The organism is Silvibacterium dinghuense, from assembly GCF_004123295.1.
In the GTDB taxonomy this organism is placed as follows: domain Bacteria; phylum Acidobacteriota; class Terriglobia; order Terriglobales; family Acidobacteriaceae; genus Silvibacterium; species Silvibacterium dinghuense.
The window spans coordinates 786,594-813,378 of record NZ_SDMK01000002.1 but is presented as its reverse complement, the minus strand read 5'-3'; the positions used below and the strand labels follow the sequence as shown (position 1 = coordinate 813,378).

General features: G+C 60.7%; 25 protein-coding genes. 21 read left to right on the top strand and 4 right to left on the bottom strand.

The window, feature by feature from the left end; all coding sequences use genetic code 11:
• Positions 1-159 precede the first annotated feature (159 nt).
• The 9 genes from ESZ00_RS12585 (at position 160) to ESZ00_RS12545 (ending at position 8,456) form a co-directional block, all read left to right on the top strand.
• Entirely contained in the window at positions 160-942 is a 783-nt protein-coding gene (locus ESZ00_RS12585) for a MotA/TolQ/ExbB proton channel family protein (protein ID WP_129208608.1), read from the top strand.
• Positions 926-1,351, top strand: coding sequence for an ExbD/TolR family protein (locus ESZ00_RS12580; RefSeq protein ID WP_129208607.1), 426 nt, complete (start codon positions 926-928; stop codon positions 1,349-1,351). The genes ESZ00_RS12585 and ESZ00_RS12580 overlap by 17 nt, the downstream gene beginning before the upstream one ends.
• Positions 1,352-1,367: 16 nt before the next feature.
• On the top strand, positions 1,368-2,177 hold the full coding sequence (locus tag ESZ00_RS12575) for an energy transducer TonB (protein WP_164981497.1): 810 nt from the start codon (positions 1,368-1,370) through the stop codon (positions 2,175-2,177).
• Between the two features lie 56 nt (positions 2,178-2,233).
• Positions 2,234-3,592 carry a Tol-Pal system beta propeller repeat protein TolB gene (gene tolB / locus ESZ00_RS12570; RefSeq protein WP_129208605.1) on the top strand — a complete coding sequence of 453 codons (1,359 nt, stop codon included), beginning with the start codon at positions 2,234-2,236 and terminating at the stop codon, positions 3,590-3,592.
• Between the two features lie 100 nt (positions 3,593-3,692).
• The gene (pal, locus tag ESZ00_RS12565; protein ID WP_129208604.1) at positions 3,693-4,460 is read left to right on the top strand and encodes a peptidoglycan-associated lipoprotein Pal; all 768 of its coding nucleotides are present in this window, start codon (positions 3,693-3,695) and stop codon (positions 4,458-4,460) included.
• 142 nt (positions 4,461-4,602) lie between these two features.
• Entirely contained in the window at positions 4,603-5,532 is a 930-nt protein-coding gene (locus tag ESZ00_RS12560; RefSeq protein ID WP_229741234.1) for a tetratricopeptide repeat protein, read from the top strand.
• A gap of 82 nt (positions 5,533-5,614) precedes the next feature.
• Entirely contained in the window at positions 5,615-5,821 is a 207-nt protein-coding gene (locus ESZ00_RS12555) for a hypothetical protein (RefSeq protein ID WP_129208602.1), read from the top strand.
• A gap of 219 nt (positions 5,822-6,040) precedes the next feature.
• Entirely contained in the window at positions 6,041-6,703 is a 663-nt protein-coding gene (locus ESZ00_RS12550) for a hypothetical protein (protein WP_129208601.1), read from the top strand.
• Positions 6,704-6,893: 190 nt separating this feature from the next.
• Positions 6,894-8,456, top strand: a complete 1,563-nt coding sequence (locus tag ESZ00_RS12545) for a GGDEF domain-containing protein (RefSeq protein WP_129208600.1) — start codon at positions 6,894-6,896, stop codon at positions 8,454-8,456.
• A gap of 18 nt (positions 8,457-8,474) precedes the next feature.
• Here the strand turns inward: ESZ00_RS12545 and ESZ00_RS12540 are convergent, their stop codons facing one another.
• Positions 8,475-8,999: a hypothetical protein gene (locus tag ESZ00_RS12540; protein WP_129208599.1), complete on the bottom strand. Its 525-nt coding sequence runs from the start codon at positions 8,997-8,999 to the stop codon at positions 8,475-8,477.
• Between the two features lie 153 nt (positions 9,000-9,152).
• Here ESZ00_RS12540 and ESZ00_RS12535 point away from each other — a divergent pair, with 153 nt between their 5' ends.
• Positions 9,153-10,232, top strand: coding sequence for a dihydrodipicolinate synthase family protein (locus ESZ00_RS12535; RefSeq protein ID WP_129208598.1), 1,080 nt, complete (start codon positions 9,153-9,155; stop codon positions 10,230-10,232).
• A gap of 35 nt (positions 10,233-10,267) precedes the next feature.
• Here the strand turns inward: ESZ00_RS12535 and ESZ00_RS12530 are convergent, their stop codons facing one another.
• Entirely contained in the window at positions 10,268-11,191 is a 924-nt protein-coding gene (locus ESZ00_RS12530) for a winged helix-turn-helix domain-containing protein (protein WP_129208597.1), read from the bottom strand.
• A gap of 480 nt (positions 11,192-11,671) precedes the next feature.
• Here ESZ00_RS12530 and ESZ00_RS20090 point away from each other — a divergent pair, with 480 nt between their 5' ends.
• The 10 genes from ESZ00_RS20090 (at position 11,672) to ESZ00_RS12480 (ending at position 23,881) form a co-directional block, all read left to right on the top strand.
• On the top strand, positions 11,672-12,001 hold the full coding sequence (locus ESZ00_RS20090; RefSeq protein WP_164981496.1) for a hypothetical protein: 330 nt from the start codon (positions 11,672-11,674) through the stop codon (positions 11,999-12,001).
• Between the two features lie 230 nt (positions 12,002-12,231).
• On the top strand, positions 12,232-14,091 hold the full coding sequence (locus ESZ00_RS12520) for a 2-oxoacid:acceptor oxidoreductase subunit alpha (protein WP_129208595.1): 1,860 nt from the start codon (positions 12,232-12,234) through the stop codon (positions 14,089-14,091).
• A gap of 2 nt (positions 14,092-14,093) precedes the next feature.
• Positions 14,094-15,134: a 2-oxoacid:ferredoxin oxidoreductase subunit beta gene (locus ESZ00_RS12515; protein WP_129208594.1), complete on the top strand. Its 1,041-nt coding sequence runs from the start codon at positions 14,094-14,096 to the stop codon at positions 15,132-15,134.
• 193 nt (positions 15,135-15,327) lie between these two features.
• Entirely contained in the window at positions 15,328-15,951 is a 624-nt protein-coding gene (locus tag ESZ00_RS12510) for a hypothetical protein (protein ID WP_129208593.1), read from the top strand.
• Between the two features lie 169 nt (positions 15,952-16,120).
• Positions 16,121-18,685: an LptA/OstA family protein gene (locus tag ESZ00_RS12505; RefSeq protein ID WP_129208592.1), complete on the top strand. Its 2,565-nt coding sequence runs from the start codon at positions 16,121-16,123 to the stop codon at positions 18,683-18,685.
• Positions 18,686-19,414: an LPS export ABC transporter ATP-binding protein gene (gene lptB, locus ESZ00_RS12500; RefSeq protein WP_129208591.1), complete on the top strand. Its 729-nt coding sequence runs from the start codon at positions 18,686-18,688 to the stop codon at positions 19,412-19,414.
• Positions 19,415-19,564: 150 nt separating this feature from the next.
• On the top strand, positions 19,565-21,286 hold the full coding sequence (locus ESZ00_RS12495; RefSeq protein ID WP_129208590.1) for an RNA polymerase factor sigma-54: 1,722 nt from the start codon (positions 19,565-19,567) through the stop codon (positions 21,284-21,286).
• 274 nt (positions 21,287-21,560) lie between these two features.
• Positions 21,561-22,229 (top strand): ribosome hibernation-promoting factor, HPF/YfiA family, encoded by a 669-nt coding sequence (gene hpf / locus ESZ00_RS12490; protein WP_229741294.1) that lies wholly within the window; start codon positions 21,561-21,563, stop codon positions 22,227-22,229.
• A gap of 111 nt (positions 22,230-22,340) precedes the next feature.
• Positions 22,341-23,330 carry an RNase adapter RapZ gene (gene rapZ / locus ESZ00_RS12485; protein WP_129208588.1) on the top strand — a complete coding sequence of 330 codons (990 nt, stop codon included), beginning with the start codon at positions 22,341-22,343 and terminating at the stop codon, positions 23,328-23,330.
• A gap of 38 nt (positions 23,331-23,368) precedes the next feature.
• The gene (locus ESZ00_RS12480; protein ID WP_129208587.1) at positions 23,369-23,881 is read left to right on the top strand and encodes a hypothetical protein; all 513 of its coding nucleotides are present in this window, start codon (positions 23,369-23,371) and stop codon (positions 23,879-23,881) included.
• Positions 23,882-23,986: 105 nt separating this feature from the next.
• Here the strand turns inward: ESZ00_RS12480 and ESZ00_RS12475 are convergent, their stop codons facing one another.
• Complete coding sequence (locus ESZ00_RS12475) at positions 23,987-24,577, bottom strand: UbiX family flavin prenyltransferase (RefSeq protein WP_129208586.1); 591 nt, start codon at positions 24,575-24,577, stop codon at positions 23,987-23,989.
• A 146-nt stretch (positions 24,578-24,723) separates the two neighbouring features.
• Between ESZ00_RS12475 and ESZ00_RS12470 the strand changes: the two genes are divergently transcribed.
• Positions 24,724-26,052: a hypothetical protein gene (locus ESZ00_RS12470; RefSeq protein ID WP_129208585.1), complete on the top strand. Its 1,329-nt coding sequence runs from the start codon at positions 24,724-24,726 to the stop codon at positions 26,050-26,052.
• A 3-nt stretch (positions 26,053-26,055) separates the two neighbouring features.
• Here ESZ00_RS12470 and ESZ00_RS12465 read toward each other — a convergent pair whose 3' ends face one another.
• Positions 26,056-26,775: a class II aldolase/adducin family protein gene (locus ESZ00_RS12465; protein ID WP_129208584.1), complete on the bottom strand. Its 720-nt coding sequence runs from the start codon at positions 26,773-26,775 to the stop codon at positions 26,056-26,058.
• Positions 26,776-26,785: the final 10 nt, after the last annotated feature.

The following is a 26,785-nucleotide window of genomic DNA, read 5'->3' as shown; positions in this document are numbered from 1 at the left end:
GGACTACAGGCTGCGTTGACGTGGCCTAATATCACTTTTTTGTAATTTTTCTGCTGTATTTTCTGCCCGCTTCCGTCGCTGTTAATCAATCGTGGACCGCGCCGGAGACAACTTGGTCTGGCTTCTCCGCGTCTGGTAACGTGGACATATAAGAGCGCGATGACACCCCTGTTTGCGACAGTAGCCTTCTTCCTTCTTCAATCCGACGCCGATGCCGGCGCGCCTCCGGTTACCAATAGCGGAAGCGCCATCCTCGAGATGCTCCGCAATAGCGGCCCGCTCGCTCTTGCCGTGCTCGGAATTTTGCTCATTGCCAGTATCTGGTCGTGGGCCATCATCCTCGGCAAGTGGAGCAGCTTCCGCCGTGCCGCGACGCAAAGCCGCAAATTCCTGCGTGCTTTCCGCAAAGCGACGCGCCTGCAGGAAATTGCCACGGTGAGTGAACAATTCAAGCCCAGTCCGCTGGTCGGCGTCTTCGACGAGGTCTATGAGACCTACAAGCGCCAGACAGGCGGCTATGGCGCTCCGCGGAATATCACCGCGCTTGAGCGTGCTGCGCAGACCGCTTCGAGTGAATCGCTGACGACGCTGGAGAGCCGGCTGACATGGCTGGCCACGATTGCGTCGATCTCGCCGTTCGTCGGATTGTTCGGCACCGTGATGGGCATCGTCGAGGCCTTCCACGGTCTTGGCCAGGCGGGAACGGCCACACTGCGTGCCGTCGCGCCGGGTGTCTCGGAAGCGCTGATCACAACCGCTGCGGGCCTGCTGGTCGCAGTGCCGGCTGTGGTGGCCTACAACCAGTTCACGGCACGCTGCCGTGACTTCGCTGCGCGCAACGACGACTTTGCGCGTGAACTGCTGAACAGCATGGAAGAGGTTTCGCTCCGGCCTGGGCAGGATCCTGTCGAGAGGGAGGCCGCGCGTGGCCTTCACCAGTAACAACGGGCGGACTCAGACCTCGCTGTCGGAAATCAATATCACGCCGCTGGTCGACGTGGTGCTGGTGCTGCTCGTCATCTTCATGCTGACGGCTCCGGTGTTGCAGTCGGGGATCGAGGTCAATGTCCCGAAAACCAAGACAGTGAAGGAGATCACCGAGCAGCGCGTGGTCGTCACGATCAACCGCGACTCGGAGATCTTCTATCAGGACAAGCCGATTAACCTGAACGATCTCACCAGCAGGCTGCTGAGCTCGGGCAAGGACCCCGCACACCAGGTGATTTATCTCGAGGCGGATGAGAAAGTGCCCTTCGGTGCGTTTGCCTCGGTGATGGATGCGGTCAAACAGGCCGGCATCACCAATATCAGCATTGTCACCCAGCCCATGCAGAACGGCCGAGCACGGTAGGGCGGGGAATCGGGAGATGGCGCAGCGGACGACAATCGATCTGGAGCGCGAGCCGCTCGGCACGCCCATGGCCAAGTCTTTTGGCCTGCATGTGCTGATTGTGGTGCTGCTCGCGGCCTATACGTATTTCTCCGGGCGCTTTCATGGGCAGGAGTGGGGCGACAACAAGGCTCCGGGCGCAATTCAGGCCACACTGGTAAGCTCTGCGCCGGCCATTCCGCTGCCGCAGGATCAGCCGCCGACGCCGAATGTACTGGCCACCGAGCAGCCTTCGCCCGCGCCGCCCAAGCCTCAGCCGAAGCCGGTTGCGCCACCGCCGGATGCCGTACCCATCCCGGTCAAGCAGCCACCGCCGCCCAAGCAGAAGGTAGAGAAGAAGCCGCAGCCAGAGACTCCGAAGCACGTGCAGCCGACCCCGGCGGAGCACCGCGCCCAGTATGGTGAGGCTGCGCCCGCCCAGGTGCCGCGCTCGATGGTGAATAATCCCGGTCCTCCCACTCCGGTGAATGTCACCGGCGGCGGGGAGGGCTTCAACTACCCGTATTACGTGGGGATTATCCAGCGTAAAGTGCAGCAGGCCTGGTACCTCTACGAGGTTTCGCCTTCGACGCCGATGGGCAGCCAGGCGCACGTAACTTTCACCATTGCCCGGGACGGCACGCCCAGCGATATCCGCATCTCCCATAGCAGCGGTTCGCCGACTCTTGATACTTCTGCTGTTCGTGCTGTTCAGCGCATCGAGAGCTTTGGGCCGCTGCCCCCGGGATACAACAAGTCGAGTGTCTCCGTGGAGTACACTTTTACCTACGATCAGCAGGCAAAATGAGCCGCCGATCGTTCACCAGTTCATTCATTTGCCACCGATGCAAGCGCAGAGGCACGATGACCGGTAAGTATCAGAAGTATCCGACCTCCCTGTACGTTTTTTCTCTCCTCGTTCTTTTCATCCTTGCTGCCCCTATGGCCCGCGCGCAGGACTGGGTCCGTACCGGCACGAATCTCGGCGTGCAACGCATCCGTATTGCTGCCGCCGACTTCAAGCTGGCGTCCGGCGATCCGCAGGCCGTGCCGTTGCGCGCGACCTTCAACACGGTACTCTTCAGCGATCTGAAGAATGCCGGTGTCTTCGATATGGTGGCCAAGAGCATGGCGCCCGAGGCCACGCCCGGTGGTCCACAGGAGATCAACCTCGCGCAGTGGGCCGCGGCTCCGGCGAGTGCGCAGATGGTGGTCTTCGGATCGTTTTCGGTGGATGGCGGCCGCATCAATGTTCGTGGCTTTGTCTTCGACACCCACAATACCGAGAGCCCGCAGATTCTCGGCAAACAGTATTCCGATAATGCAAACGATGAGAATGCGCGGCAGATCGCGCATCGCTTCGCCGATGAGATCATTACCCAGCTGGGCGGTGGCATCAACGGCATCTGCGAGACGAAGATCTACTTCGTGGCCCGCAGCGGTGACGGCAACAAGGAAATCTGGGCGATGGATTATGACGGTGCTGCTCCGCACGCCGTGACACATCTGGGCAGCATCTCGCTCTCTCCGCGCGTCTCGCCCGATAACACTCGCGTAGCCTTCTCCTCGCTCGGCCGCAACGGCTGGACGATCAAGATGTATTCGCTGGTGCTCAACCGCATGGTGAACTTCAATGCGCCGGGCGGCACCACGCTTTCCCCGGCATGGTCGAGTGACGGCAGCAAGGTTGCCTACTCGTCGAGCATCAGCGGCGATCCGGAAATTTACACCGCAGACGCCAGCGGCGGCGGAGCCCATCGTATTACTGCGTTCCGCGGTCCCGACGTTTCGCCGACCTGGAACCCGAAGTCGAACTCGCAGATCGCCTGGGTGAGCGGACGCACCGGCCTGCCGCAGATTTACATCATGGATTCCGACGGTGCCAACGTCATGCGCATGACGGACGGCGGCTACGCGACTTCGCCCTCCTGGTCGCCCAATGGACAGTTTCTGGCGTTTGCCTGGAACCGCAAGTACGGTCCCGGCGCTCCGGGCGGGCAGGATATTTACATCATGGACATTGCCAGCAAGCGCTGGACGCAGTTGACCCACGATGCCGGCCGTAATGATTTTCCATCCTGGTCTCCGGATGGCCGCCATATCGTCTTTCAGCGCGAAGACGAGAGCGGTACGCAGATCTGGTCGATGCTGGCCGATGGAACAGAACAGCAACAGCTCACGCATCGTGGTAGCAACTCGATGCCGAACTGGAGCTGGAAATAACGAGTTTGCTGTAAGGCAGGCGGAGTTTTCCGCCTGTTGCCTTGGTTGAACCACCCAATGGCCGTAAGGCCATACAACAAAAGCTCCCGAGGAGGAGATCGTGTCTTTCCAACTTCGTACTGCTCTCAATCGTCAATCCCGCAGCCGGACGCTTGCTCTTGTCGCCGGCGTGTCCACCCTGCTGTTTGTGGCCGGGTGCCATAAGAAGACTTCGCCGCCTCCGCCGCCTCCGCCGCTCACCAGCAGCGCCGCCGCACCGACGGCCGATCTTACCGCGACACCAACGCAGATTGCGCCCGGCGACAGCGTAGTGCTGACCTGGCACACCTCGAACGCGAACAACATTCAGATCGAAGGCATTGGCGAAGTTCCGAGCTCGGGCACCCAGTCGGTTCGTCCCACACAGACGACCAGCTATCACCTGATTGCCCGTGGCGAAGGCGGCTCGACCGATGCGACCGCAACCGTTACCGTGGCAGCGCCTTCGGCTCCGAGTGCTCCGGCCGAGTCGAACATCGACGATGCGACCTTCCACCAGAACGTGAAGGACATCTTCTATGACTACGACAGCTACGACGTGAATGCGCAGTCGCAGTCGGTGATCTCACAGGATGCGAGCTTCCTGAACCAGCATCCGGAGCTGAAGGTGGTCATCGGCGGCTACTGCGACGAGCGTGGCTCGGTGGAGTACAACCTGGCCCTCGGCGAGAACCGCGCCAACGCTGCCAAGCAGGCCCTGGTGGCAGCGGGTGTGAGCCCATCGCGCCTGCGCACCGTCAGCTATGGTAAGGAGAAGCAGTTCTGCACCGATCACGACGAGGCCTGCTGGCAGCAGAACCGTCGCGCGCAGTTCTCGCTCGATCGCTAAACCGCGGATCTTCCGCGCAACTACCGGCAGCACCGCAAAGTATCGCGGTGCTGCCCTTTGTCTTACCAGCACCACCGCTTCCCGCCACGGCTGAGCGATACGAAACGTGTCATCGGGGAGCGGATTCCGGAGAATGATTCCTATGCGCAAGTCCCTGATTCCGCTTCCTGCCGTGGCCGCCTTGGCGCTGATGCTCCCCGCGCCGCCGGCGCATGCCGTCTCCAAGGAGATGGTCCAGCTCCAGACCCAGGTTCAACAGCTGCAGGACATGATCCAGCATCTGCAAACCTCGAACGACCAGAGCATGGGAGTTCTGCAGCACCTTGTGGAACAGACCGCCGATAGCGTCAACCGCATGTCGCAGACGCTCAACACCCTTCAGCAGCAGGTTGAGGCGCAGAACGGACAGGGTGGCAAGGTGGACCAGCTCTCCGGCCAGATTCAGGGCGTCAATGATTCCATCGACGAGATGAAAACCCGGATGGCGAAGCTCGACAAGACGCTGCAGGATATCCAGTCGCAGCTGCAGAACATCCAGTCACAGCCAGCCGGTCAGCAGCCCGCAGGGCAGCCGGGACAGCCCGGCGCGCAGCCTGGGAATGCGCAGCCAGGTCAGCCGCAGGCCATGGGCGCTGCTCCGGCACCGCAGCAGCCCCAGGCTCCGCCCGTGGACCAGCTTTACCAGTCCGCGCTGCGTGACTACACCAGCGCCCGCTATGACCTGGCCAGCGGCGAGTTCGGCGACGTGATCAAGTACTACCCGCAGGACGATATGGCTGGGAACGCCTACTTCTACCTCGGCGAGATCTCCTATCGCAAGGGTGATTACCCGACCGCGATCCAGAACTACGATGCGGTTCTCGAGCAGTTCTCGGGAAGCTCCAAGGCGCCGGCGGCACAGTTGCGGAAGGGCTTGGCCGAGATTGCCGCGAATCAGAAGGATGCTGGCATCCGTGATTTGCGGAGCCTGATTCAGCGCTATCCTCAGACTCCGGAAGCCGCGCAGGCCCGCAGCCGTCTGAACGGCATGGGGGTCCGGATCGTAGCCGCCAAGCCCTCGGCTTATCGCTGACTGCGGAGCCGGCAGCCGAACGGTAAATTTCGCTCCGAACTGCGTACGCGCATGCAGCAAGTCGCATCGAAGGAAAGCAGCCATGACCGACAAGCTTCGCCATCCCGACGCCGACGCGCAGAAGGGCGCCGTCGAGAGCCAGTCTCCGAACGACACGCCCCCTCGTCCCGATCTGCACAGCACGCTCGCCGATCAGCTTCCACATCGGAAGTCTGAAGATCTGGACGGTGCGGACTCCGACTTTCCTGAACCGGGGGCAACCCCGGAGCACAGCGGACAGCACCAGTAACCGCAAAGCCGCCGCGCCGGAGCCATCCGGGCGGCGGCTTTGTTTTCGAGCGCTACGCGCAGACCTTACACTGCAGAGGTGATGATTCCGTCGCTCCGCTCCGCGATTCTTTTGCTTGCCGCCACACTCTCCGCTTCTGCTTTTGCGCAATCTGCACCAGCTCCTACGCCTGCGCCCACAGCCTCTGCTCCTTCCGTAGATGATCTCGAACATCAGGGATTGGCTGCACTCAAAGAGAACCAGCCGCAGCAGGCGCTCGACGCCTTCCAGAAGGCTCTTGCGTTGAATGCGGATGACCCGGCTGCAAACCTTCTGGCCGCAACTGCCGCGCTCAGTCTCTACAAGAGTGATCTCGCCGTCCAGTATGCCGAAAAGGCACGCCAGCTCCAACCCGACAACTGGAAGGTGCACACCGCGCTGGTGGCCGCGTATGCGGAGGCAGGGAAGACGCAGCAGCGGGACCAGGAGCGCGATATTCTGCGCAAGCTGCACGCCGACCCGCACGCGCCCGAAGCCATGCAGACCTCGGGCTTCCTGGTGGAGATGTTTCCGGTGAAGCAGTATCACGTCGATGCGGTCGAATACTTCACGCCGGTCGGTCGTTTCCATGTCTACTATCGTTTCGTGATCCGTAATGCGGAAGGCCGCCGCGTCTGGCAGATCGACGCCGAGAGCAATGACTTCGATCAGAAGTCCTGGGCCGGGGCGCATCCCGAAGAAGCCGCACAAGGAAAGCGGCAGTTTCAGATCGTGGGTGAGGATACGGATGTACACACCGACTACCACATGTTTTCCGGGCTGCCGGACTACGACCTGATCCGCGCGCAGGTGGTCAGCGTGATCACGCAGCAGACCACGCCGTTTCCCGGAGAGAAGCCGTAGGCCGCTCTGCATGGCCGGCCCAGAATTTTGTTTGCAGAAGCCTGAGGACTGGCAATAATCGAGGTACGGACCGCACCCGTTTTTCATTGGGCGCTCTGGTTGCCAGGTTGTTGAGGCGATTGTCTTTCTGATTTTTGGTGAACGGTTCTCTGATTCCGCTCTTTCAACGGTGACGGCGAAGAAGTGCAGCATGGCATCGGATGTCGATCGCAAGCACCGCTCTGTTCTGATTCCCGGTGGGACTCCGCTCCTGTGGGCGCTTCTGCTGGTGCTCTTCCTGCATACAATCCAGCTGCTTTTTGCCGGCCATGCTATCAGCATCTCGCGCCTGTTTACCGCTGCGGTGCCGGTGATAGCTGCGATCTGCGTGCTCTGGCGAAGCAGGTTGCTCGAAGCGCGTGAGCGCGTCTCCTGGCGCTGGATGGCGCTGGCCCTGCTGCTCTGGGCGCTGGGACAGGTTGTTGAGACGCTCATGCCCGGTGCTGCCGCGGCGAGCAATCTCAGCGTCGATGCTTCTGATCTCTTTTACCTGAGCGCTGCGCTGCCGGTACTGCTGGCCGTCAGCAATACGGCCGAGAACGAGGCTGTTCCAGGCGTTCTGTATCTCAACCTCGTGCAGTTCGGACTGGCTGTTCTGCTGATTTACTACCGCGTCTTCCGTGTGCCGCAGAGTAACAGTATGGCGTCGAGCGTGATGCTCGCGATTTACGCCTGGGAATGTGTGTTTCTTGTGCTCGCCTCCACGCTGCGCCTCTTCTGCTGGATCTCCCGTGAAGAGCGGAAACGTATGAAATGGATGGTGGTAACTGTCTGGAGCTATGCGCCCATCGAGTTCGGCATGGATTACGCCACGGCACACTGGCACCTGCGCACGGGAACCCTGCTGGATCTCCTGTGGAGTTTGCCGTTTGCCTTTGCGGGCTGGCGAGCGCTCAGCATTCCTGTTGATGCAAGCAGGACGGAGAAGAATATCCTGTCGCCTCGTACGGCGCGCCTGCTGCAGAGCCTCTGCCCCATGCTGGTTACGATTGCTCTGTTTGTGCTGGCCGCGATGCTGCTTGGCTCCCATCCGCTGCTGGCGCGATATTCCATTCTCGGGCTGCTGGTCTTGCAGGGGCTGCATGCCGGGGTGGTGCAGATGAATTATCACTCCGGGCAGCAGTTGCTGCTTGAGCGCGAGCAGCGGCTTGAGGAGGAGAATGCCGGACTCCTGCATCTCTCGCATATCGATCCGCTGACCGGCGTCGCCAACCGGCGTGGTTTCTCCGAGGCGTTAGAGGATACTTGGGCGCACTCTGTCCGCGAGCAGTGCCCGGTGTCCTTGCTGATGATCGATCTTGATTGGTTCAAGGCGGTCAATGACCGTCATGGTCACACCTATGGAGACGAATGCCTGGCATCGGTCGCCCGTATCCTGCTGCTGCAGGGAGCGCGAGCCGGAGATTATCTGGCGCGTTATGGAGGTGAGGAGTTCGTGCTGCTTTTGCCGGATACAGATCTTGAAGGCGCCCGTATCGTTGCCGAGCGCATGCATCGCGCGGTGGGCATGGCGTCCATCGTGAATCTCGATTCTCCCTACGCCAAACGCCTGACGGTGAGTATCGGGGTGGCAACGATGACGCCGGTAGCAGGAGTTGCTTCAGGAATGCTGCTCGAAGCTGCAGATCAGGCGCTCTACGAGGCTAAGCGCGGCGGCAGAAACCGTGTCTGCTGGCAGGAGCTGCCGGAGATTCCACTCTCCGTTGCGCGGTGACTGCGTGGTGATTCCGCTCTACTGCAGCTGAGGGATGTCTTCTTCGAGCGGAACCACTTCTTCCGGCGCATGCTCTCGCATGGCCAGCTTCGCTCCGATGGAGTAGGCCAGCATGGCGGTGGCCGGCCAGGTGCCCAGGAAACGCCCCTGCCCATCGGCCATGCCGCTATCCCAGTGCAGGCTGAAGAAAGTGAACCACAGCTTGTCGCCCGGCCCGCAGCGATAGCAGGCATCCGGTCCCGTGGGCATATCGAGAACCCACAGTCCTACGATCATGAACCACACCAGCCCGGCCAGCCAGGTCAGGGTGGCGACGTTGCTGGCCCGCATCCTGACGATGAGGAAGCCCGCAGCGAGCGGTATGAGGAAGGAAAGCGCGAGCGTGACGATCGCTGGTACGGATTCCGGATGGAAGAGCGTTACCACGCCCATCATCACGGCCCAGGCCAGCAGCCCGAAGAGCGAATGGAGCAGAAACCACGCTGCCTGGCGCACCATTTCCGCGCTGCTCAGGTTGATCCGTTCGGGCTGAATGCCTGCCATCTCGTTGCTCCTGCACACGATTTTGGCACCGAGGCGCCGATCTGCCAACCCAGGCCTATAGGGTAGCGAATCTGCCCGCCAGGAAAAAGAGGAGCAGGCTCCCTCTTTCGTGGGAGGCTGCTCCGCTGCGTCATTGCGCCGTACAATCGAGCCATGCTGCTCGAAGGAATCTTTGCCGCAATCACGACGCCTTTTCACACCGATGGCCGCCTCTATCTGCACAAACTCGAAGAGAATGGAGAGCATTATTCCCGCACACCGCTGAGCGGACTGACCGTGCTCGGTTCGACGGGCGAGGCTGTGATGCTGAGCGATGACGAGACGCGCGATGTGCTGCGCCACGCGCGCAACAGTGCTTTGGATGAAAAGGTGCTGATCGCGGGGATTGGCCGGGAGAGCCTCGTCGAGACACTGCGGCTGGCCGAATTCGCCGCGTCGCATGACTACGATGCGGTGCTGGTGCGCACACCGCACTACTACACACCGCAATATGCTTCGAGCAATGGCGAGCGCGAGGATTCGCTGGGTCTGCTGACCTACTACCGCACGCTGGCCGACCGCTCGCCGCTGCCGGTGATCCTCTACAGCATTCCGAAGTACACGCATTATGACCTGTCGCCCGCGCTCGTCGGGGAACTGGCACAGCATCCGAATATCATCGGCATTAAGGATTCGAGCGGCAGCGTGGAGCGCATCCGCGAACTGGTGGCGGCCACCGCAAATGCACCCAGGCGCGAGGTGACGGTGACGCCTACCTTCGAGGCGATGACCGGGCGCATGCTGATGGAGCCGGTGTTTGCTGCGGAGAATATGATCTCGGCTGAGATCCTGACAGGCACGTCGATGTTCACGACGCTGCCGGTGATTCCGCAACGGCCTTCACGCAAGAAGTCGATCGGTTTCCAGGTGCTGAGCGGAGCCTCGGACCAGATTCTGCCCTCGCTCGAAGCCGGTGCAAGCGGATCGATCCTCGGTCTGGCCGCCTGCGCGCCGCAGGCCTGCCTCGAGGTGCAGATGGCGTGGAAGGATCGCGATCCTGCACTGGCCGCGCTCAAGCAGAAGCGTCTAGTAGCGGCAACACAGTATGTCGTAGCAAAACTCGGTGTGCCCGCCATCAAGCACGCCTGCGATCTGAACGGCTTCTATGGAGGCGTGCCGCGCCTGCCCATGCTGCCGCTCGACGCGGAGACGAAAGCAAAGGTGGCCGAGGTGATGCGCGACCTGCGGAATTGAGCCACTGCGGGATGTGGCCCAGGTAAGGCAACAGGTTAGAGCAGGCCGAGGTCTGCCTCTACTTCGGGCCTGGGCTGGCTCGCTGCGCCCATCAGCATGAGCGAGCGCTGGGCGAACGGCGCATAGACAAGGGGTGCCATGCAAGCCACAGCAAGACCATACTGGATGTGATGGAGCAGAAGGAACGGCGAGAGCGCCCAGCCACAGTCGAAGATCATCAGAGCCCACCAGGCCCGCAGATAATGCTCCTGCATGCGAGGAGCACGAAACAGGGTTCCACATATCAGGAATGCTCTTACTGGTATTAGCAACGCTGCCGTGGTCATCACAATGAGCCATAGTCGAGAATCCAGCCCATACTCGACAAACAACTGCCGGATCTCATCGAGATTGGTGAGCGCTCCGACATAGAAGCCGAGGTACATGCCTTGTAGGAGCAGGAAAAGGATAGAGACGACTCTTTGTGGTGTCTTCGGCAGATCGGCTTGGGTCGCAAGTATCGATCTTCGCAAGGATGGAATTTCCTGCTCGGCTGCAGGCGGTGAGTAGGCCCGGAGGCTATTTGTGATTGTGGCGGTGCCTTTTGCCTCAACCGGTCCGAGAAATCGATATCCACGCCGTGCGACGGTCTCAATGTAGCGTGGGCGTGCCGCCTGATCGCCTAAAGCTGCTCGTAGCCGATTGATCGCAGAGTGGATGCCGTGGTCGAAGTCGACGAAGACGCCATCGGGCCAGAGCACACGGCTGATCTCTTCTCTCGTGACAGTCTCGCCCGGTTGCTTCAGCATGAGAAGTAAAACTTGGAAGGGTTGAGTGTGCAGCTTGATCAGCGCACCGCGCCGGCGCAGTTCTCCTGCCTCTACGGACACCTCAAATTCGCCGAATCGATAATGGAATGTCGTGCCAGAGCCGCCCATAATCGCCCAGTGTATCGAAAGAATGCTCAAAAGTGCTTCCAAAAAACATTGGAGAGAGGGTGCTAACTCGTTGGAGCAAAGCGACTTGTACGGTGAGCCAGGTTTGAGGCGAATTCGAGCGGCGTTGCATGGTTAGGCTGCCACGAACTGTGACAGGATGCCTCCATGTTCAGCCAAATCGTCCATGCTACTTTCGCGGTTTTATTCTTGCTCCGTGGCTGCTCGGTCAGGAGAGCGGCGAAACGCTGCTTTCTTCTGGTGCTCATTACTGCGCTTTCTTCTGGTCTGCCTGCCTGTGCCGCCGCGCAAACCTCGACGCCTGAGAACCAGTCTCAAAGCTCCTCTACGAGCGTGTCCATTCCCGATGCTCCCCAAGCCCAGCCGCCATCGGCTCCGAAGGCATGGACTGACGCAGCGAGTGCAAGCTATCTCACGCATATCGGTGTCTTGTGCGGAATGGGAGCGAGTAATTCCCCGGTGGGGAAGAAACCGGCTGTTGGCTGTGGGGCTGGTATGAGCTTTGTGCCCTTACCTGTATTTGTAGAGTTCGGCCTGATGGGTCCTCAGGCTAACCGAAGTTATCTGACCGGCTATATGAGCGCGGACGTGAACGTTCCTCTCTTCAAGAGTTCGGCCAAATATGTGCCCATCGCAATCGCAGGCTATAGCCGCCTCTTTGAAACCGGGCATGCGCTGGATTATGGCATTGCTTTGGCTCTGCCTCGCTCCGCCAAGCAGAGTGCTCTGGGTAACAGCCTGCGCATCGAGCTTCGCGACTACTGGACTTTTGCCAATCCGCAGCAGCACAACATCATGCTGCGCGTGGGATGGATGTACCTGGAAACAGACTGAGGTATGTCGGCGCAACACATTGGATCAATGGGGTATATTCGCCCCAATAAAATAATTTCTGCAATGTATACAACCAATGTATCTCCGTTCGGCGACGCATTTGCGCCGCTGAGCGGGGCTGAGTGCCCGTTCGCGCCGCTCAGGTCTACGCTGGCTGTAAGCGTCGCTATAATAGTCACTCAGAGAGAACCGATTTCTTTCCATCTACTTTCTGAAGGGAACACCGCCAAATGGCGACAGGCGACGTTGCCTTGGGCAATCCAGAGCCCAGTACAGGCACGAATAGCGATCTTTCCGGGCGCAAGCCCGTTATTAACGACTTCAGCATCCAGGTAGCCACGGTCAACGGCTCCGGATCACAGTCGGCCAACAGCATCCTGCTGCGCAGCATCTTCGGCATGGGCATTCCGGTGAGCGGTAAGAACCTCTTTCCGTCCAACATTGCCGGCCTGCCAACCTGGTACACCATCCGCGCCAGCAAGAACGGCTACGTCGCGCGCAAGAAGGATATCGACATCGTCGTGGCGATGAACGCCGAGACGGCCAAGGACGACATCCTCTCGCTGCCCACCGGCGGCGTGGCTGTTTACGAGGCTTCGTTCGCGCTCGAGCAGTACCGCTCCGACGTTACCTGTTATCCCGTACCCTTCGACAAGCTGACCGCCGCTGTGTGCCCTGAAGCGCGCCTGCGCAAGCTGGTCAAGAACATGATCTACGTCGGCGTTGTCGCGAAGATCATCGGTCTGGACATGAAGGCCGTCGAGAAGGCGCTGCGCAAGCAGTTCGCCAAGAAGCAGAAGGCTGCCGACCTGAACTGGGCCGCCGTTGAGGCCGGTTACAACTACGCCTCCGAGACCTTCACCAAGCAGGATCCGTTCGTGCTCGAGCCGATGCACGCGACCGACGGAAAGATCATCATTGACGGCAACGCCGCCTGCGCGCTGGGCGCGCTCTTCGCCGGTGTCACGGTCGTCACCTGGTATCCGATCACCCCGTCGTCCTCGGTGGTCGAGTCGCTGATCGATCTGCTCAAGAAGTACCGCATCGAGCCGGATGGCAAGGCTTCGTTTGCTGTCGTTCAGGCAGAAGATGAGCTGGCTGCCGTGGGCATGGTGCTCGGCGCCGGCTGGGCTGGTGCCCGTTCGATGACCGCAACTTCAGGCCCTGGCATCTCGCTGATGGCCGAATTCGCCGGTCTTGGCTACTGGGCCGAGCTGCCGGGCGTGATCTTCGACATTCAGCGTGTCGGTCCTTCGACCGGCTTGCCGACTCGTACCGCGCAGGCCGACCTGCTCTCGATCGCCTACCTCTCGCACGGCGACACCAAGCACGTTATGCTGCTGCCGGGATCGGTGAAGGAGTGCTACGAGTTCAGCGCAGCTGCTTTCGATCTGACGGAACGCCTGCAGACGCCGGTCTTCGTGGTCTCCGACCTCGATCTCGGCATGAACAACTGGATGTCCGAGCCCTTCGAGTATCCGACGAAGCCGCTCGATCGCGGCAAGGTGCTGACGGCCGAAGACCTCACCCGTCTGGGCGGCTTTGCCCGCTACAAGGACGTGGACGGTGACGCGATTCCGTACCGTACGCTGCCGGGCACCGATCATCCGCAGGCTGCGTACTTCACGCGTGGTTCGGGTCACAACGAGAAGGCTCTCTACACCGAAAAGCCGGACGATTACCAGAACATGATGGAGCGTCTCGACCGCAAGTTCGAAACGGCGCGCACGCTGGTTCCGGCGCCGGTCGTGGTTGCGAACGGCACCTCGAAGATCGGCATCCTGGCCTTCGGTACTTCGGACTTCGCTATCACGGAGAGCCGCGATCAGCTGAAGAACGAGTACCAGTTCGATACGGACTATCTGCGTATCCGCGCCTTCCCGTTCTCGAAGGAAGTGCAGGACTTCGTGGCTTCGCATGAGCGTGTGTATGTCGTCGAGCAGAACCGCGACGCTCAGCTGCTGAGCCTGCTCAAGCTCGATCTGCCCGCCGGGGAGACCCTCAAGCTGCGCAGCATCCGCCACTACAACGGCCTGCCCATCGATGCGCGTTCCGTCACCGACGAGCTCGTGCTGCAGGAGGGAATCTAATCATGGCAACGACTTCGACTCCCGCGCCCAAGGTCAATCGCCTGGGCCTGCCGATCCTCGACTACCGCGGCGGCAAGACCACTCTCTGCGCCGGCTGCGGCCACAACGCCATCTCCGAGCGCATCATCGATGCCTTCTACGAGATGGGTGTCCAGCCCGAGCGCATCATGAAGCTCTCCGGCATCGGATGCTCGTCGAAGAGCCCGGCGTACTTCCTTTCGCGCTCGCACAGCTTCAACTCGGTGCACGGCCGCATGCCCGCGGTCGCCACCGGCGCGCTGCTCGCGAACAAGACCATGCAGGCCATCGGCGTCTCCGGCGACGGCGACACCGCGTCAATCGGCATGGGCCAGTTCGTGCACCTGATGCGCCGCAACCTGCCGCTGATCTACATCATCGAGGACAACGGCGTGTACGGCCTGACCAAGGGCCAGTTCTCGGCCACCGCCGATCTCGGCTCGAAGCTGAAGACGGGTGTCATCAACGACCTGCCCGCGATCGATACCTGCTCGCTCGCCATCCAGCTGGGCGCGACCTTCGTCGGCCGCTCTTTCTCGGGCGATAAGAAGCAGCTGCTCGCGATGCTCAAGGCCGCGATTGCCCACAAGGGCACGGTGATGCTCGACGTCATCTCGCCTTGCGTGACCTTCAACGATCACGAAGGCTCGACCAAGAGCTACAAGTACATGCAGGAGCACGAAGAGGCGATCAACGAGATCGGCTTCGTTCCCCACTTCGAAGACATCGCCGTGGATTACGAAGAGGGTACGAGCTACGACGTGCGCATGCACGACGGCTCGCAGCTGCGCCTGCGCAAGCTGCGCGAGGACTACAACCCGACCGACCGCGTGACCGCCGTGAAGCAGTTGATGGAAGCGCATGAGAAGGGCGAAGTCCTGACCGGCATCTTCTATCTCGATACCGAGAAGCCCAGCTTCACGGACATGCTGAACACGGTGGACGAGCCCCTCGCCACGCTGCCCGAGGAGCGCACCCGCCCCTCGAAGCAGGTGCTGGACGAGATCATGGCCCGCATGCAGTAAGCCCTGTTTCTGAAGAGAATGACAAGCCCCGCGCGTGAGCGTGGGGCTTGTCATTTTGAGAACGGATGCGGAGTGCTGTGTGCTCATTACCCAGGTAAAAGAGGCTTGGATGGGCCACCTTCGGGTTTTGACGATAGAAAAATCTTCCCTCTGAGAATCGTTCGCCGGGGGATTTGGCGTCTAATGGTTTGTTATGTCTGATCAGCTGTATTTGAGTCTCTGGTATCCGAACTTCCGACTGGCCGCGTTGCCTGCGGCGCTCGACAAGGTCATGGAGCTGTTCGGCCGTGTCGCCGGATCGGCGCATGTGCGCGCCGTCACTGTCTACCCCATCTCCTGGCATGAGCCGGCGGCCTACCAGCGTGTCTACGACGAGGAGCACGCGCCGGATCTCGAGGCCTCCGAGCCGCGTAACGCGATTGCCGACGCCATGGAGAGCATCCACGACGATTTTGCCTACGAGTTCGAGCTGGCCTGGGAGCTGTGGACGCCTGAAAGCGGCGGCGGCCTCGAGACGGCGTGGAAGAAGACGCCCTCGGTGGTGCGGATCATCGGCTTCGGGCCGGAGTTCGACGAGGGCGCATACGAGCAGAACGGACACGTCCGCATTGATTTTGGTTCCGATACGTACTTTCTGCAGGAGGATGTGGATCTGGACTCGGAAGCTGCCGATCGTGTGAAGCAGAATGTGCAGATGCTGGTGGATTTCACAAACGCGGTGCAGCAGCAGGGAGGCATCTCCAGCCGGCTGCTCTGGTCGGAGTCCGGGGAAACGCTGGCGCAGAAGCTGATTGCGCGTCTGCAGAGCGTGAATTGAGGCTTTGCCGTCTACCGTACTGGCGGGCTGCGAAACATTGCCGTAGAAACCGGGTTTGAGCGGCGAGAGTCTTCCTGTGTCTCCAGGGAGGCTCGCCTGTCCCTCCTGTATCTGGATCTGTTCTGCGTTCCCTGAATCTTTGTTGCGATTGGTCTGAGAAAATAACGATATGCGCGTGACGGTGGCGAGGCTTCGCCAGGGAATTGTGGTGTTGGCCTGCCTTTTGTTTGTGATTCTGGCGGGGTTCTTCTTTTACGCGCGCAATCGCTTCCGGCACATCGAAAAGGATCTTCCGGGGCGTCTCGGAGTCAACATCGAGCAGACGGCGGACGGTTTCACGTATTCGCAGTCGAGCCAGGGGCACACGCTGTACACCATCCACGCCTCGAAGCTCTTCCAGTACAAGTCAGGCGGTCATGCGACGCTGCACAATGTCGAGATCACCCTTTATGGCGCGCCAGGTTCGAACCGGCAGGACCATATTTATGGCTCGGAATTCGACTACGACAAAGAAGCCGGGATTGTGACGGCAAAGGGCGATGTCCAGATTGATCTTTCGAGCCTGAATGGCGACAACGGCGCCAACAACAATCCGGCCGCGAAGCCGGCACAGACGCCCCCCGCTTCCTCACCGCAGGCGGATGACGAGACTGCCGCTGCACGTCAGGGCGATGTGCATATCAAGACCAGCGGCCTTACCTTCAATCAGAAGACGGGTGATGCGGTTACCAGCGAGCATACGGAGTTCACCTTCCCGCGCGCGGCCGGGAGCTCGACCGGTGCGAACTACAACTCGAAGACCGGCCTGCTGGTGCTGGACAAGGATGTGGTGCTGACGACCAGCAGTGACGGCAACCAGGCGGTGGTGCACGCCACGCATGCCACGCTGCTGCGCAGCTCGATGCAGGCTTTTCTTCTGAATCCCGTGACTGATTATCAGAGCGAGAAGAGTTCGGCAGATCAGGCGACGGTTTATTTCCGCAAGGATGGCTCGACCTCGCAGATTCATGCGCAGGGTCATGTGCACATGACCACGGACAGCGGCGCTGTCCTGACGGCGGAGAATACGCTCACCCAGATGGACGCGAAGAGCCAGCCGACGCAGACCGATGCTGGCGGAGGTGTGAACTTCGTTTCGAATGGCGATAACTCCAGCATGCACGGGACCGCTGTTCGCTGCTCGCTGACCTATGGGCCGAAGGAGATGCTGAAGCATGCGCGCTGCAATGACGCGGTGAACTTCGTGGAGCAGATCCTCAGCCTGGCGGACGACCCGAAGGGAACGGCTTCACGTCAGGTGCAGGCTTCGCAGCTGGATGTGGACTTCGTGCCTGGTCCGGACGGAAAAAAAGCTGTGGCGCAGAAGGCGCTGGGTACCGGCTCAGCCGAAGTAAACCTGCATACGATTCCGTCGACCGGTGGTCAGGAGCTGACGAACATCAAGGGCGATCAGCTGCTGGCGATCATGGATGATTCGGGAACGGCGATCAAGACGCTGGACGGTACCGGACATACGAAGGTCACCGATCTTGCCAAGGACGGCTCGCACAATACCAGCTCGGGTGACACGCTGCATGTCGTGTTTGCGCCGCAGGCCAAGCCCGCGAAGAGCGACAGGACGGCCGGCGCGAAGCCTGCTGCTAAGCCTGCGAAGAAGGGCAACGATTCCGAGGTGTCGCAGATCGAAACCGCGATTCAGGACGGCCACGTCATCATGACGCAGACTCCGGCAAAGAAGCCCGGCGCGAAGACCGATCCGGATACGCTCACGGCGTGGGCCAATCATGCGGAATATCATGCAGTGGACCAGATTCTGCATCTGACCGGCAGCCCTCGGCTCAAAGACGGCGATTCGATGCAGCTCTCGGCCGGGCTGATCGACTATCACAAGGATTCAGGCGACGCGACGGCTACCGGCGCGGTGAAGGCTGTCTACCGGCAGACGCAGAATCAGAATACGCAGCAGGCACAGGCGAAGAATCCGCCTGTGAACCCGGGTCCGGACCTCGGAGGCAATGGGCCGGTATCGATCACAGCGGACCATGCGAACCTGAAGCACGCTGAGAATATCAGCTACTTCTATGGAACACCGTCCGTTCCGGCGCGGATGTGGCAGGGCGATCATGCCATTGCGGCACCGGTGCTCGAGCTGTCGCAGAATCCGCAGACACTGAAGGCTTATGGCGCACCGGGCAGCACGGGAACACCCGTCTCAGCCAATTTGACCTCGAACCTGGGCGCGAAGCATCAGCCGAGCGTGGTGCGTATCCACTCGAAGACCCTCGATTATGCGGATGCCGAGAGGCGAGGAGTCTTTAAAGGTTCGGTCGTAGCCGAGGAGCCGGACGGCATCATTCATTCCGATCAGGCGGAGGTCTTCCTTACGCCGAAACCGGCGGCAAAGACCGGTACCCAGAACGGGCAGCCGCAGACGAGCGTCCAGACCCAAAATGGCGAGACGCAGAACGGCCAAACTCAGATTGATCACATCGTGGCGACAGGCAACGTCGTGATGACGCAGCCTGGCCGGAAGGCCGAGGGCGAGCGGCTCGTTTATACCGCGGAAGATGGTCAGTATGTGTTAACTGGAAATGCAACAAAATTGCCGCATGTATACGATCAGTTAAAGGGTACGACGACCGGGGCTCGATTGATTTTCCATAGTCAGGATGATAGCGTCGTGGTGAGCGGGGGGCCGTCCGGGGCCGTTACCGACACGCGCGCACCCAAGTAAATGCAGAAGCTTTCTACGGACGAAATAGGCAAGTCATACAAGGGGCGCCAGGTGGTTCGCGGCGTCAGCGTGCACGTCAGCCAGGGTGAGGTGGTCGGGCTTCTGGGCCCGAACGGCGCCGGCAAGACGACGAGCTTCTACATGATCGTAGGACTGGTGACGCCGGATTCGGGGCGCATCTTGGCCGATGGCGAAGACATCACGCGGGTGCCCATGTACCTGCGGGCGCGCCAGTTTGGAATCAGTTATCTGCCGCAGGAGCCCTCGGTCTTCCGCAAGCTGACGGTCGAAGAGAACATTCTCGCCGTGCTTGAGGTGCAGAATCTGCCGCCGCAGGTGCGCAGGGCGCGAACGGAAAAGCTGATCGAGCAGCTGAACCTGGGGCATATTCGCAAAACGAATGGGTTTGCGCTCTCAGGCGGCGAGCGCCGGCGCGTGGAAATTGCACGCTGCCTGTGCATCCAGCCATCGTTTATTCTCCTCGACGAACCTTTTTCGGGAATTGATCCCATTGCGGTCATCGATCTTCAGGAGATCATTTCGAATCTGAAATCGAGTGGTATCGGTGTCCTGATTACGGACCATAATGTTCGTGAGACTCTTTCCGTAACCGACCGGGCATACGTGATCAGCGAAGGCCGAATCTTTGCTGATGGCACGCCGGATGCTCTCGCAAGCAACCCGGATGTGAAGCGGTTGTACTTCGGCGAGGGCTTTACGCTCAACTAGCCCGGGTAGCAGAGCAGGGGAGCGAGCCGGAATACTGGTGGCTGCGGTGTTCCGGGGTGGTTGCCGGGAGCGGCGGCGCGAGGATGGGGCATTCCTCTTCGCATGTACACTGGAGCATACTTTTAAGGATTTAGCGCAGCAAACCATACCATGGCACTTCTTCAACCCAAGCTGAGCTTGAAGGTCGCCCAACGGCAGATCCTGACCCCTGGCCTCATGCAGATGGTCAGCGTGCTGGCGTTGAACAAGCTTGAGCTGAAGGAGATGATCAACGCCGAGATCACCGAGAATCCAATACTCGAGGAGATTGAAGAATCGGTGCCGATGCTCGACGAGGTGACGAGCCAGGAAATCGAGCATGATCGTGCCATCGAGTTGCGGGCTGCCGAGGCTGAGCCGGAGAAGAAAACCGATCCCTTCGAGGAGATCGATTTCGGTTCGTACTTCCAGGAGTACCTCGATCCGGGTTTCCGCTCGCCGAACAGTTTTGAGATTACCGAGGCGCCGTCGATTGAGAACTACCTCACCGCCCCGGGGACGCTGAGCGATCACCTGTCCTGGCAGCTGGGGTCGATAAGTGTGACGCCCGCGGTCCGGGACGCGGCCGAGTATATTATTGGTAACCTCAATGAAGACGGGTATTTAACCGCGACTGAAGAAGAGTTGCTTGAAGGTTATCTGCGCGAGCAGCTTTCTCCGTCGGGTGGTGCAGAGCTGCGCAATGGGGAGCTTCATGCCGCGCTGGCAGCCCTGCCTGCGCCGATGCTCAGCCGGGCGCGTGCGCACCTTGAGGCCGGACTCTCGATCGTGCGGCAGCTCGATCCCATCGGCGTCGGGACACGGGATCTGCGCGAGTGCCTGCTGGTGCAGATCGAGGCGCATCGCAACGAATACGAGCAGATGAGCCAGAGGCTGGCGGCACGCCAGGCCGAAGCAGCCTCTGCGGAAGACGAAGATGAGCTGGTTGCCCCCGAAGAGGGGACGAAAGCGCAGGCTACTGCCGATCCTCATACGGATTCTTCAGCCTCCGATGCCGCAGCTGCCCCTCCGCCCGATCCGCGGGTGGAGCTCTTCGAGAACGCGGAAAAAATTGTCGATAAGCACCTGATCCTGCTGCAGAAGCGCGATCCGCGTGAACTCTCACGGGCTATCGGCCGGCCGGCGGATGCGGTGCAGCTGGCCATTGATTTCATTCGCACGCTCGATCCACGTCCGGGGCAACGCTTTAATCGTTCGGATGCCCGGCTGATCGAGCCGGACGTGGTCTTCGTGAAGCGCGGCGACGAATACGTCGTGGTGATGAACGAGGAGGACCTGCCGAATCTCCGCCTGAACCAGGGCTACCGGCGCATGCTGACCCAGGAAGGCGCGGAAAAAGAGGTCAAGGATTATGTGAAGGAGCGCTACCGATCGGCGCTCCAGCTGATGCGCAACATCGAGCAGCGGAAGAACACGATCCTGCGCACCTGCGAGGCCATCGTCCGCCGCCAGTATGACTTTCTCGAGCAGGGGGTCGAGGCCCTGCGGCCGATGATGATCAAGGAAGTGGCCGAGGAGATCGGCGTGCATCCTTCGACGGTAAGCCGGGCTGTCTCGAACAAGTATGTGCACACGTCGCAGGGTGTCTATGAGCTGCGCTTCTTCTTCTCCGAGGGTGTGAATGGCCGCGAGGGCGCGGCGACGCCTCTGATGCTGCTCAAACGCAAGGTGAAGAAGATGATTGAAGAGGAAGACCCCCGCAAACCGCTCACCGACGACCAGATCGCCCTGATGCTGCAGGGGCAGGGCATTGAGGTGACGCGACGTACGGTGGCAAAATATCGCGAAGATATGAGAATTCCGAGCACACATCAGCGTCGTGTGCGAGGATAATGTCTCAACGGTTCTTTCCGGAGCCGAAGTACGGGAGCTTCTCCTATTTCCGAACTGAGCGCCAGCACGGTTCCGACGCTTTCCCCTCGATCCTTCCCCGATCCCTGTCCAGATTCCTGCTCTGAACCAACTCTCCAACCATCCTCTTTTGTTCCTGTGTCTTCTTACAGGGATATGCCTCTTTTCTTCCTGAAGGGCGACCTGTTTCCGGCAGCGGGCCGCAGTACCGAATCGCGATTTTTTTACCCTGTTGTGACAGAAGGGAGCTTTGACCATGCAGGTTGAGTACACCGGCAGGCAGGTGACCATCAGCAGTACTTTTCGAACGCTGGCCGAGGAGGGCGTGGAGCGTATCGCCAAGCTCTTCCCGCGGATTACCAGTGTGCATGTGACCCTCAGCGCCGAGAAATACCGGCAGACGGCGGAGGTGACCATTAAGACGCGGCTGCACGAGTTCCTTGGAATCTCGGAGTCAACCAATATGGAGACGGCCTTGCGCGAAGCGCTCGACAAGGCCGAGACCCAGGCGATCAAGTGCAAGAAGAAACTGGAGGCGAAGAAACGCACGCCCAAGGTGGAGAAGGTGACGGCCGAGACCCAGCTGCTTCGTCCGGCGCGTAAGGCGGCCAAGCTGGTGCCGCGGTCTGTGGAGGATCTGGATGAGGTGCCTGCAGTGGTGAATGGCACTCGCAACGGCCGGAGAGCGTCCAGTGTGACGGTTCCGGTGACGGTGCACAGCTTCCCCTCGCGCACGCCGATCCACGAGCCGCACATCGTGCGCTCGACCGATGGCGTCGCGCTGCGTCCGATGACGCTGGAGGAGGCGGTGAAGGAGGCGGAGTTCCGCGATCGCGAGGTCTTCGTCTTCCGCGATAACAAGGGGCACGTCAAGGTGCTGCACCGCAAACGGGACGGCAAGATGGAGCTGATCGAAGAGCCGTAAAAGCAGGCAGACAGATCAGGGAATCAAGGGGCAGGGCAACGGGCGCGAACGCCGGGTTCGCGCCCTTGCTCTTTCTGTGATGAGTTGCCTGGTTGCTGCTAGGATTTTTGCATGGCCCGTCCTCCGAAGAAGGCTGTTGTGAGGCGCCAGCCACGGCTGGCTGCAAAGCAGAGCAGGAAGCAGAACAGCGAGCAGAAGCCGGAGAGCGCCGTTGCCGCGTCAGTAGTCTTACCGGCGCATGGCGAGGCGAAGCGCGAGCTGGTGATTCTGACCGGGCTTTCCGGCTCGGGCAAGGCTTCGGCGCTGAAGGCCTTTGAAGACCTTGGCTACTACGCGGTGGACAATCTGCCGCTGGAACTGTTGCCGCATTTTGCTGCGCTGGTCGCGCAGTCGATGGAGATCACGCGTGCTGCGCTGGTCGTGGACGTGCGCGAGGGGCAGCGGCTGGAGCGGTTTCCAGCAACACTCAAGGACCTGCGACAGCAGCTGGATACGACGGTTGTCTATCTCGAGGCCTCGGAGCCCGTGCTGCTGCGCCGCTTCTCGGAGACACGGCGGCCGCATCCGCTGGGACGCGAGGAGCGCGTGGGCGAGGCCATTCGCGCGGAGCGCAAGCTGCTGGACCCTGTGCGCAATGTCGCAGATATTCTCATCGACACTTCGCGCTTCAATGTGCACGAGTTGCGGGCGTATGTGCAGAACCAGTTCAAGCGGGAGAGCGACGGCAAGGGGCTGCTGATCTCTACGCTAAGTTTCGGTTACAAGAATGGGATTCCGCTTGAGGCGGACCTGGTTTTTGATGTACGCTTCCTCCCAAATCCCCATTTTGTGCCAGAGTTTCGCAAGTTAACCGGGCGTCATCCCAAGGTCATCGGATATGTGGGCCAATTCCCGCAAACGCGGGAGTTCCTGGACAAGGTAACGGACCTGTTGTTGTTTCTGCTCCCCCATTACATCCACGAGGGCAAGAGCTACCTGACGGTGGCTTTTGGCTGTACAGGCGGGCAGCATCGCTCGGTGATGATTGCCGAGGAGATGAAAAAGCGTCTTGTGCGCGAGGGATATCGCGTGAAGGCGCATCATCGCGATATGCCGCGCTGACCCGTCGGGTTTGCTGATGAGAGGAGCAAGGCGCGCATATGTACTCTGTCACAGAGTGTGTTGTGAAGCGGCCATCCAGCTTTTACCGTCTTTCCGTTGTTCTCACTGGATTAGGTTTGTTGGCAGCGCTGGTGCTGGCCGTGCTGATCCGCGAGCAATACAGGCATGAGCCGCTGGCACGGAATGAAGTTGCGAGATTGGAGTCGCCGGATGGGAAGGCGACGGCATTGCTCTATGAGGCGGAAGGAAAGGGCTCAGCCTCGTTTCTCTACGATGTCCTGCTGAGGAGCGGTGGGCAGACAGAGCTTGTGGCGCACCTGGCCGGAGCCATGCGTAACGACCGTGCCTATGGCGTGGATCTCCGCTGGTCGGGCAATAGCGAGTTAGATCTGGTGTATCTGCAGGCGCAGAGTGCGCAGGTGCTGGTGAACCATGTATCTGCAGGTACCGGTAAGGTGAATGTCGTGTTGAAGCCCGGTGTTCAGGATGAAACGGCACCGCCCGGCAGCATGCTGTTCCACCTGCAGGAATTGCGCGAGCCGGGAATGTAAAGGGGAGTGAGAGATGCGGCTTCGGCCAGTGTTGCTGTTGTTTGCCGTGGTGGTTGTACTGGTGCTGGTGCGGCGCCGTTTTTTGCGGCGGTAGAACATGCACCGTTACGGCGTCCCTTTCCATATATAGGCATCGGATTGAGGGAGTCCAAGATGGGCCAGGACGCGGTAGACGAACTGGCGCGCCATCTCATCCGAGTCGACAGGCTGGTTGTAGAACGAAGGGATCACCGGGAAGATTGTGGCTCCGGCATCGGCGGCCAGAGTCATGTTGCGCAGATGAATCTTGTTGAAAGGTGTCTCGCGCACACAGAGGATGAGCGGCCGGCGCTCCTTGAGGACAACGTCTGCGGCTCGCTCGATGAGTGACTGCGCGAGGCCGTTGGCAATCGAGGCCAGTGTGCCCATGCTGCAAGGCAGTACGATCATGCCGTCGGAAGGATAGCTGCCGCTGGCGATCGAGGCTCCGATGTCGGAGTCATTGTGCTGGACGATCTTCTCCGAGGCGTGTCCGAGCAGCTTCTCGACAAAATCATTGCGCCCGCTGAATGCGAGTTCTTCTGCGGCGACGCGCAGGGCGCTTTGCGAGGCGACGAAGTCCATGTGTACGACGCGCGGATCGGCGTCGAGCGCGCGCAAAAGTTCGCGGGCAAAAACCGAGCCGCTGGCACCGGTAATGGCGACGGTGAGTTTCATGCTGTCTTCAGGGTAACGCGGGCATGCTGAAGAATCGTAAGCAGGTCTTAAGGCTGTCTTCAGGAGGCATCGCTAGATTTTGAGAAAGGGCCAGGTGCGGATGTTCTGCTGTCGCTCTCGATAGCGTCGGCTCTTCGAGGATTCAGATGTCTAAAAATGCTCGATGGCTGATGCTTCCGCTGGCCGGATGCGCGGCATCATGGCCCTGCATGGGGCAGGTGGGAATGCACACGACGATTCCCGCGGGGACACCTTTGCAGGTCAGGCTGGTCCGGGCTGTTCCAGTGCGGCAGGGCGAGGATCTGGCAACTACGCTGGTCTTCCCAGTGTATGTGGATGGGGCTCTGGTGCTGCCAGCAGGTACGCGCGTGCATGGACGGATCGTAGAGCTTCCTCCTGACCATTCGCGCAGAGTGGATGCGCGGCTCAACGGAGACTTCACGCCGTTTCACAAGGCGGTAGTGCAGCTGGACGAGCTCTGGACGGCTGATGGCGCAGCCGTGCCGCTGGTGACGGCAACGGCAAATGACGGCGCTCCTTTGTTGAGTCTGGCACCGGCTCCGCAGCACGGCGGAATCATTCATCAGGAATGGGACGCGGGGATCGGCATCCTGCGCGGTGCGGGAGAAGAGCTGACTGCGCCGGGCAAGGGAGAACGGCTGAAGCAGCTTCTCTACAGCCAGCTTCCGTATCATCCGGAGCGGTTGCAGGCCGGAACGAGCTGGAGTGTCGAATTGACGCAGCCGGTGGATATCTCTTTGCCCGCGAAGCCTGCAGCTCCAGTACCGTCACTCTCCCATACCCCTTCTGATTCGGCCTCCGGCACGCCGTCCACCGTAGGCGCTTCGGGTAAGACGATGCTGCTCCATGCATATCTTGACCGGGCTCTGAGTTCCAAGGATGCAAAAGCGGGGAGCACGTTTGAGGCGACACTGACGCAGCCTGTGGCCGAAGGAGGTAAGGCCCTGGTGCCGCAGGGATCGGTGCTGGTCGGTATGGTGACTCGCGCCCGCCCCGCGAAGTCGTTCGGACGGGCGGGAGTGCTGCGCTTCGATTTCCGGGAGCTGAGGCTGCCGGAGGGCGAGCGGAAGGCCGTGACCGGTTCGCTGACCGGCGTGGAGACAACCGCGTCAGGGAGCCTCCAATTAGATGGAGAGGGACAAGTGAAGCCTCAGGCTCCGAGCAGGGTGATTGTGCCGCTGGCCATGGTTTTTCTGGCCAGCCGGCCGCTCGATTCAGACGGAAATCAATTGGCCGGAGCGACGGTCGGCTCGAACGGGATCGGGCTCATTGGCCGCGTGGTGGGGATGGCCTCGGCCTCGCGCAATTTGGCTGCGGGCATCGGATTTTACGGCGCGGCTGTCTCAGTCTACCGCCGCTGGTTGCGGCGCGGGAGGGAAGTGGAGTTCCCGCGCTTTACGAGGGTCGATGTGAAGATCACGGAGCAGACGGGGAGGGCTCTGCGGCTGCAGTAGCCCTCAGCCCGCATTCTGCATATATCGGTGACGGGCGAAGACGAGCTGCTCGAGCTGACGCTGGGTGAGCGGCTGCGGGGTGCCAAGCTGGTGAACCGCGAGGCGGATTTGGGCGAGGTGCTCGACGGTCTCCATCTTGTAGAAGGCGTCTGCGACCGATGTGCCGTAGCTCACTGCCCCATGGTTGGCCATCAAAATCGCCTGGTGACCAGGGATGAGCGGTTCGAGGCTGGCCGCGACCTCGGCCGTGCCGGTCGTGGCATAGACCGCGAGGGGAACTGGTCCGAGAGCCATAGCCGCTTCCTGGCAGAGCATCTCGTCGAGTGCCCGGCCCGTACAGGCAAAGGCGGTGGCCAGCGGCGGATGGGCATGGACGACGGCGCGGACGTCTTCCCGCAGATGGTAGACCGCGAGATGCATGCCGAGCTCGCTGGTCGCCTTGCGCTTGCCGGCGAGATGACGGCCTTCCGGATCGACGAGGACCATGTCGGCGGAGCGCAGGAGCGCTTTGCTCACCCCGGTAGGCGTGACGAGGATGTTTCCGCCAGGCATGCGGACAGAAAGGTTACCCGAGGTGCCGGGAGTATAGCCGAGGCGTGCAAGCCAGCGTCCGAAACGGACGATATCCCGGCGCACGGTAGCTTCATACCGAGCAGAGGACTCGGCGGGGAAGAACGAGCCGGGCAGAGCGGCATCGTGGGAGGCTTCGCTGCGATCTTCCATGTACGTTCCT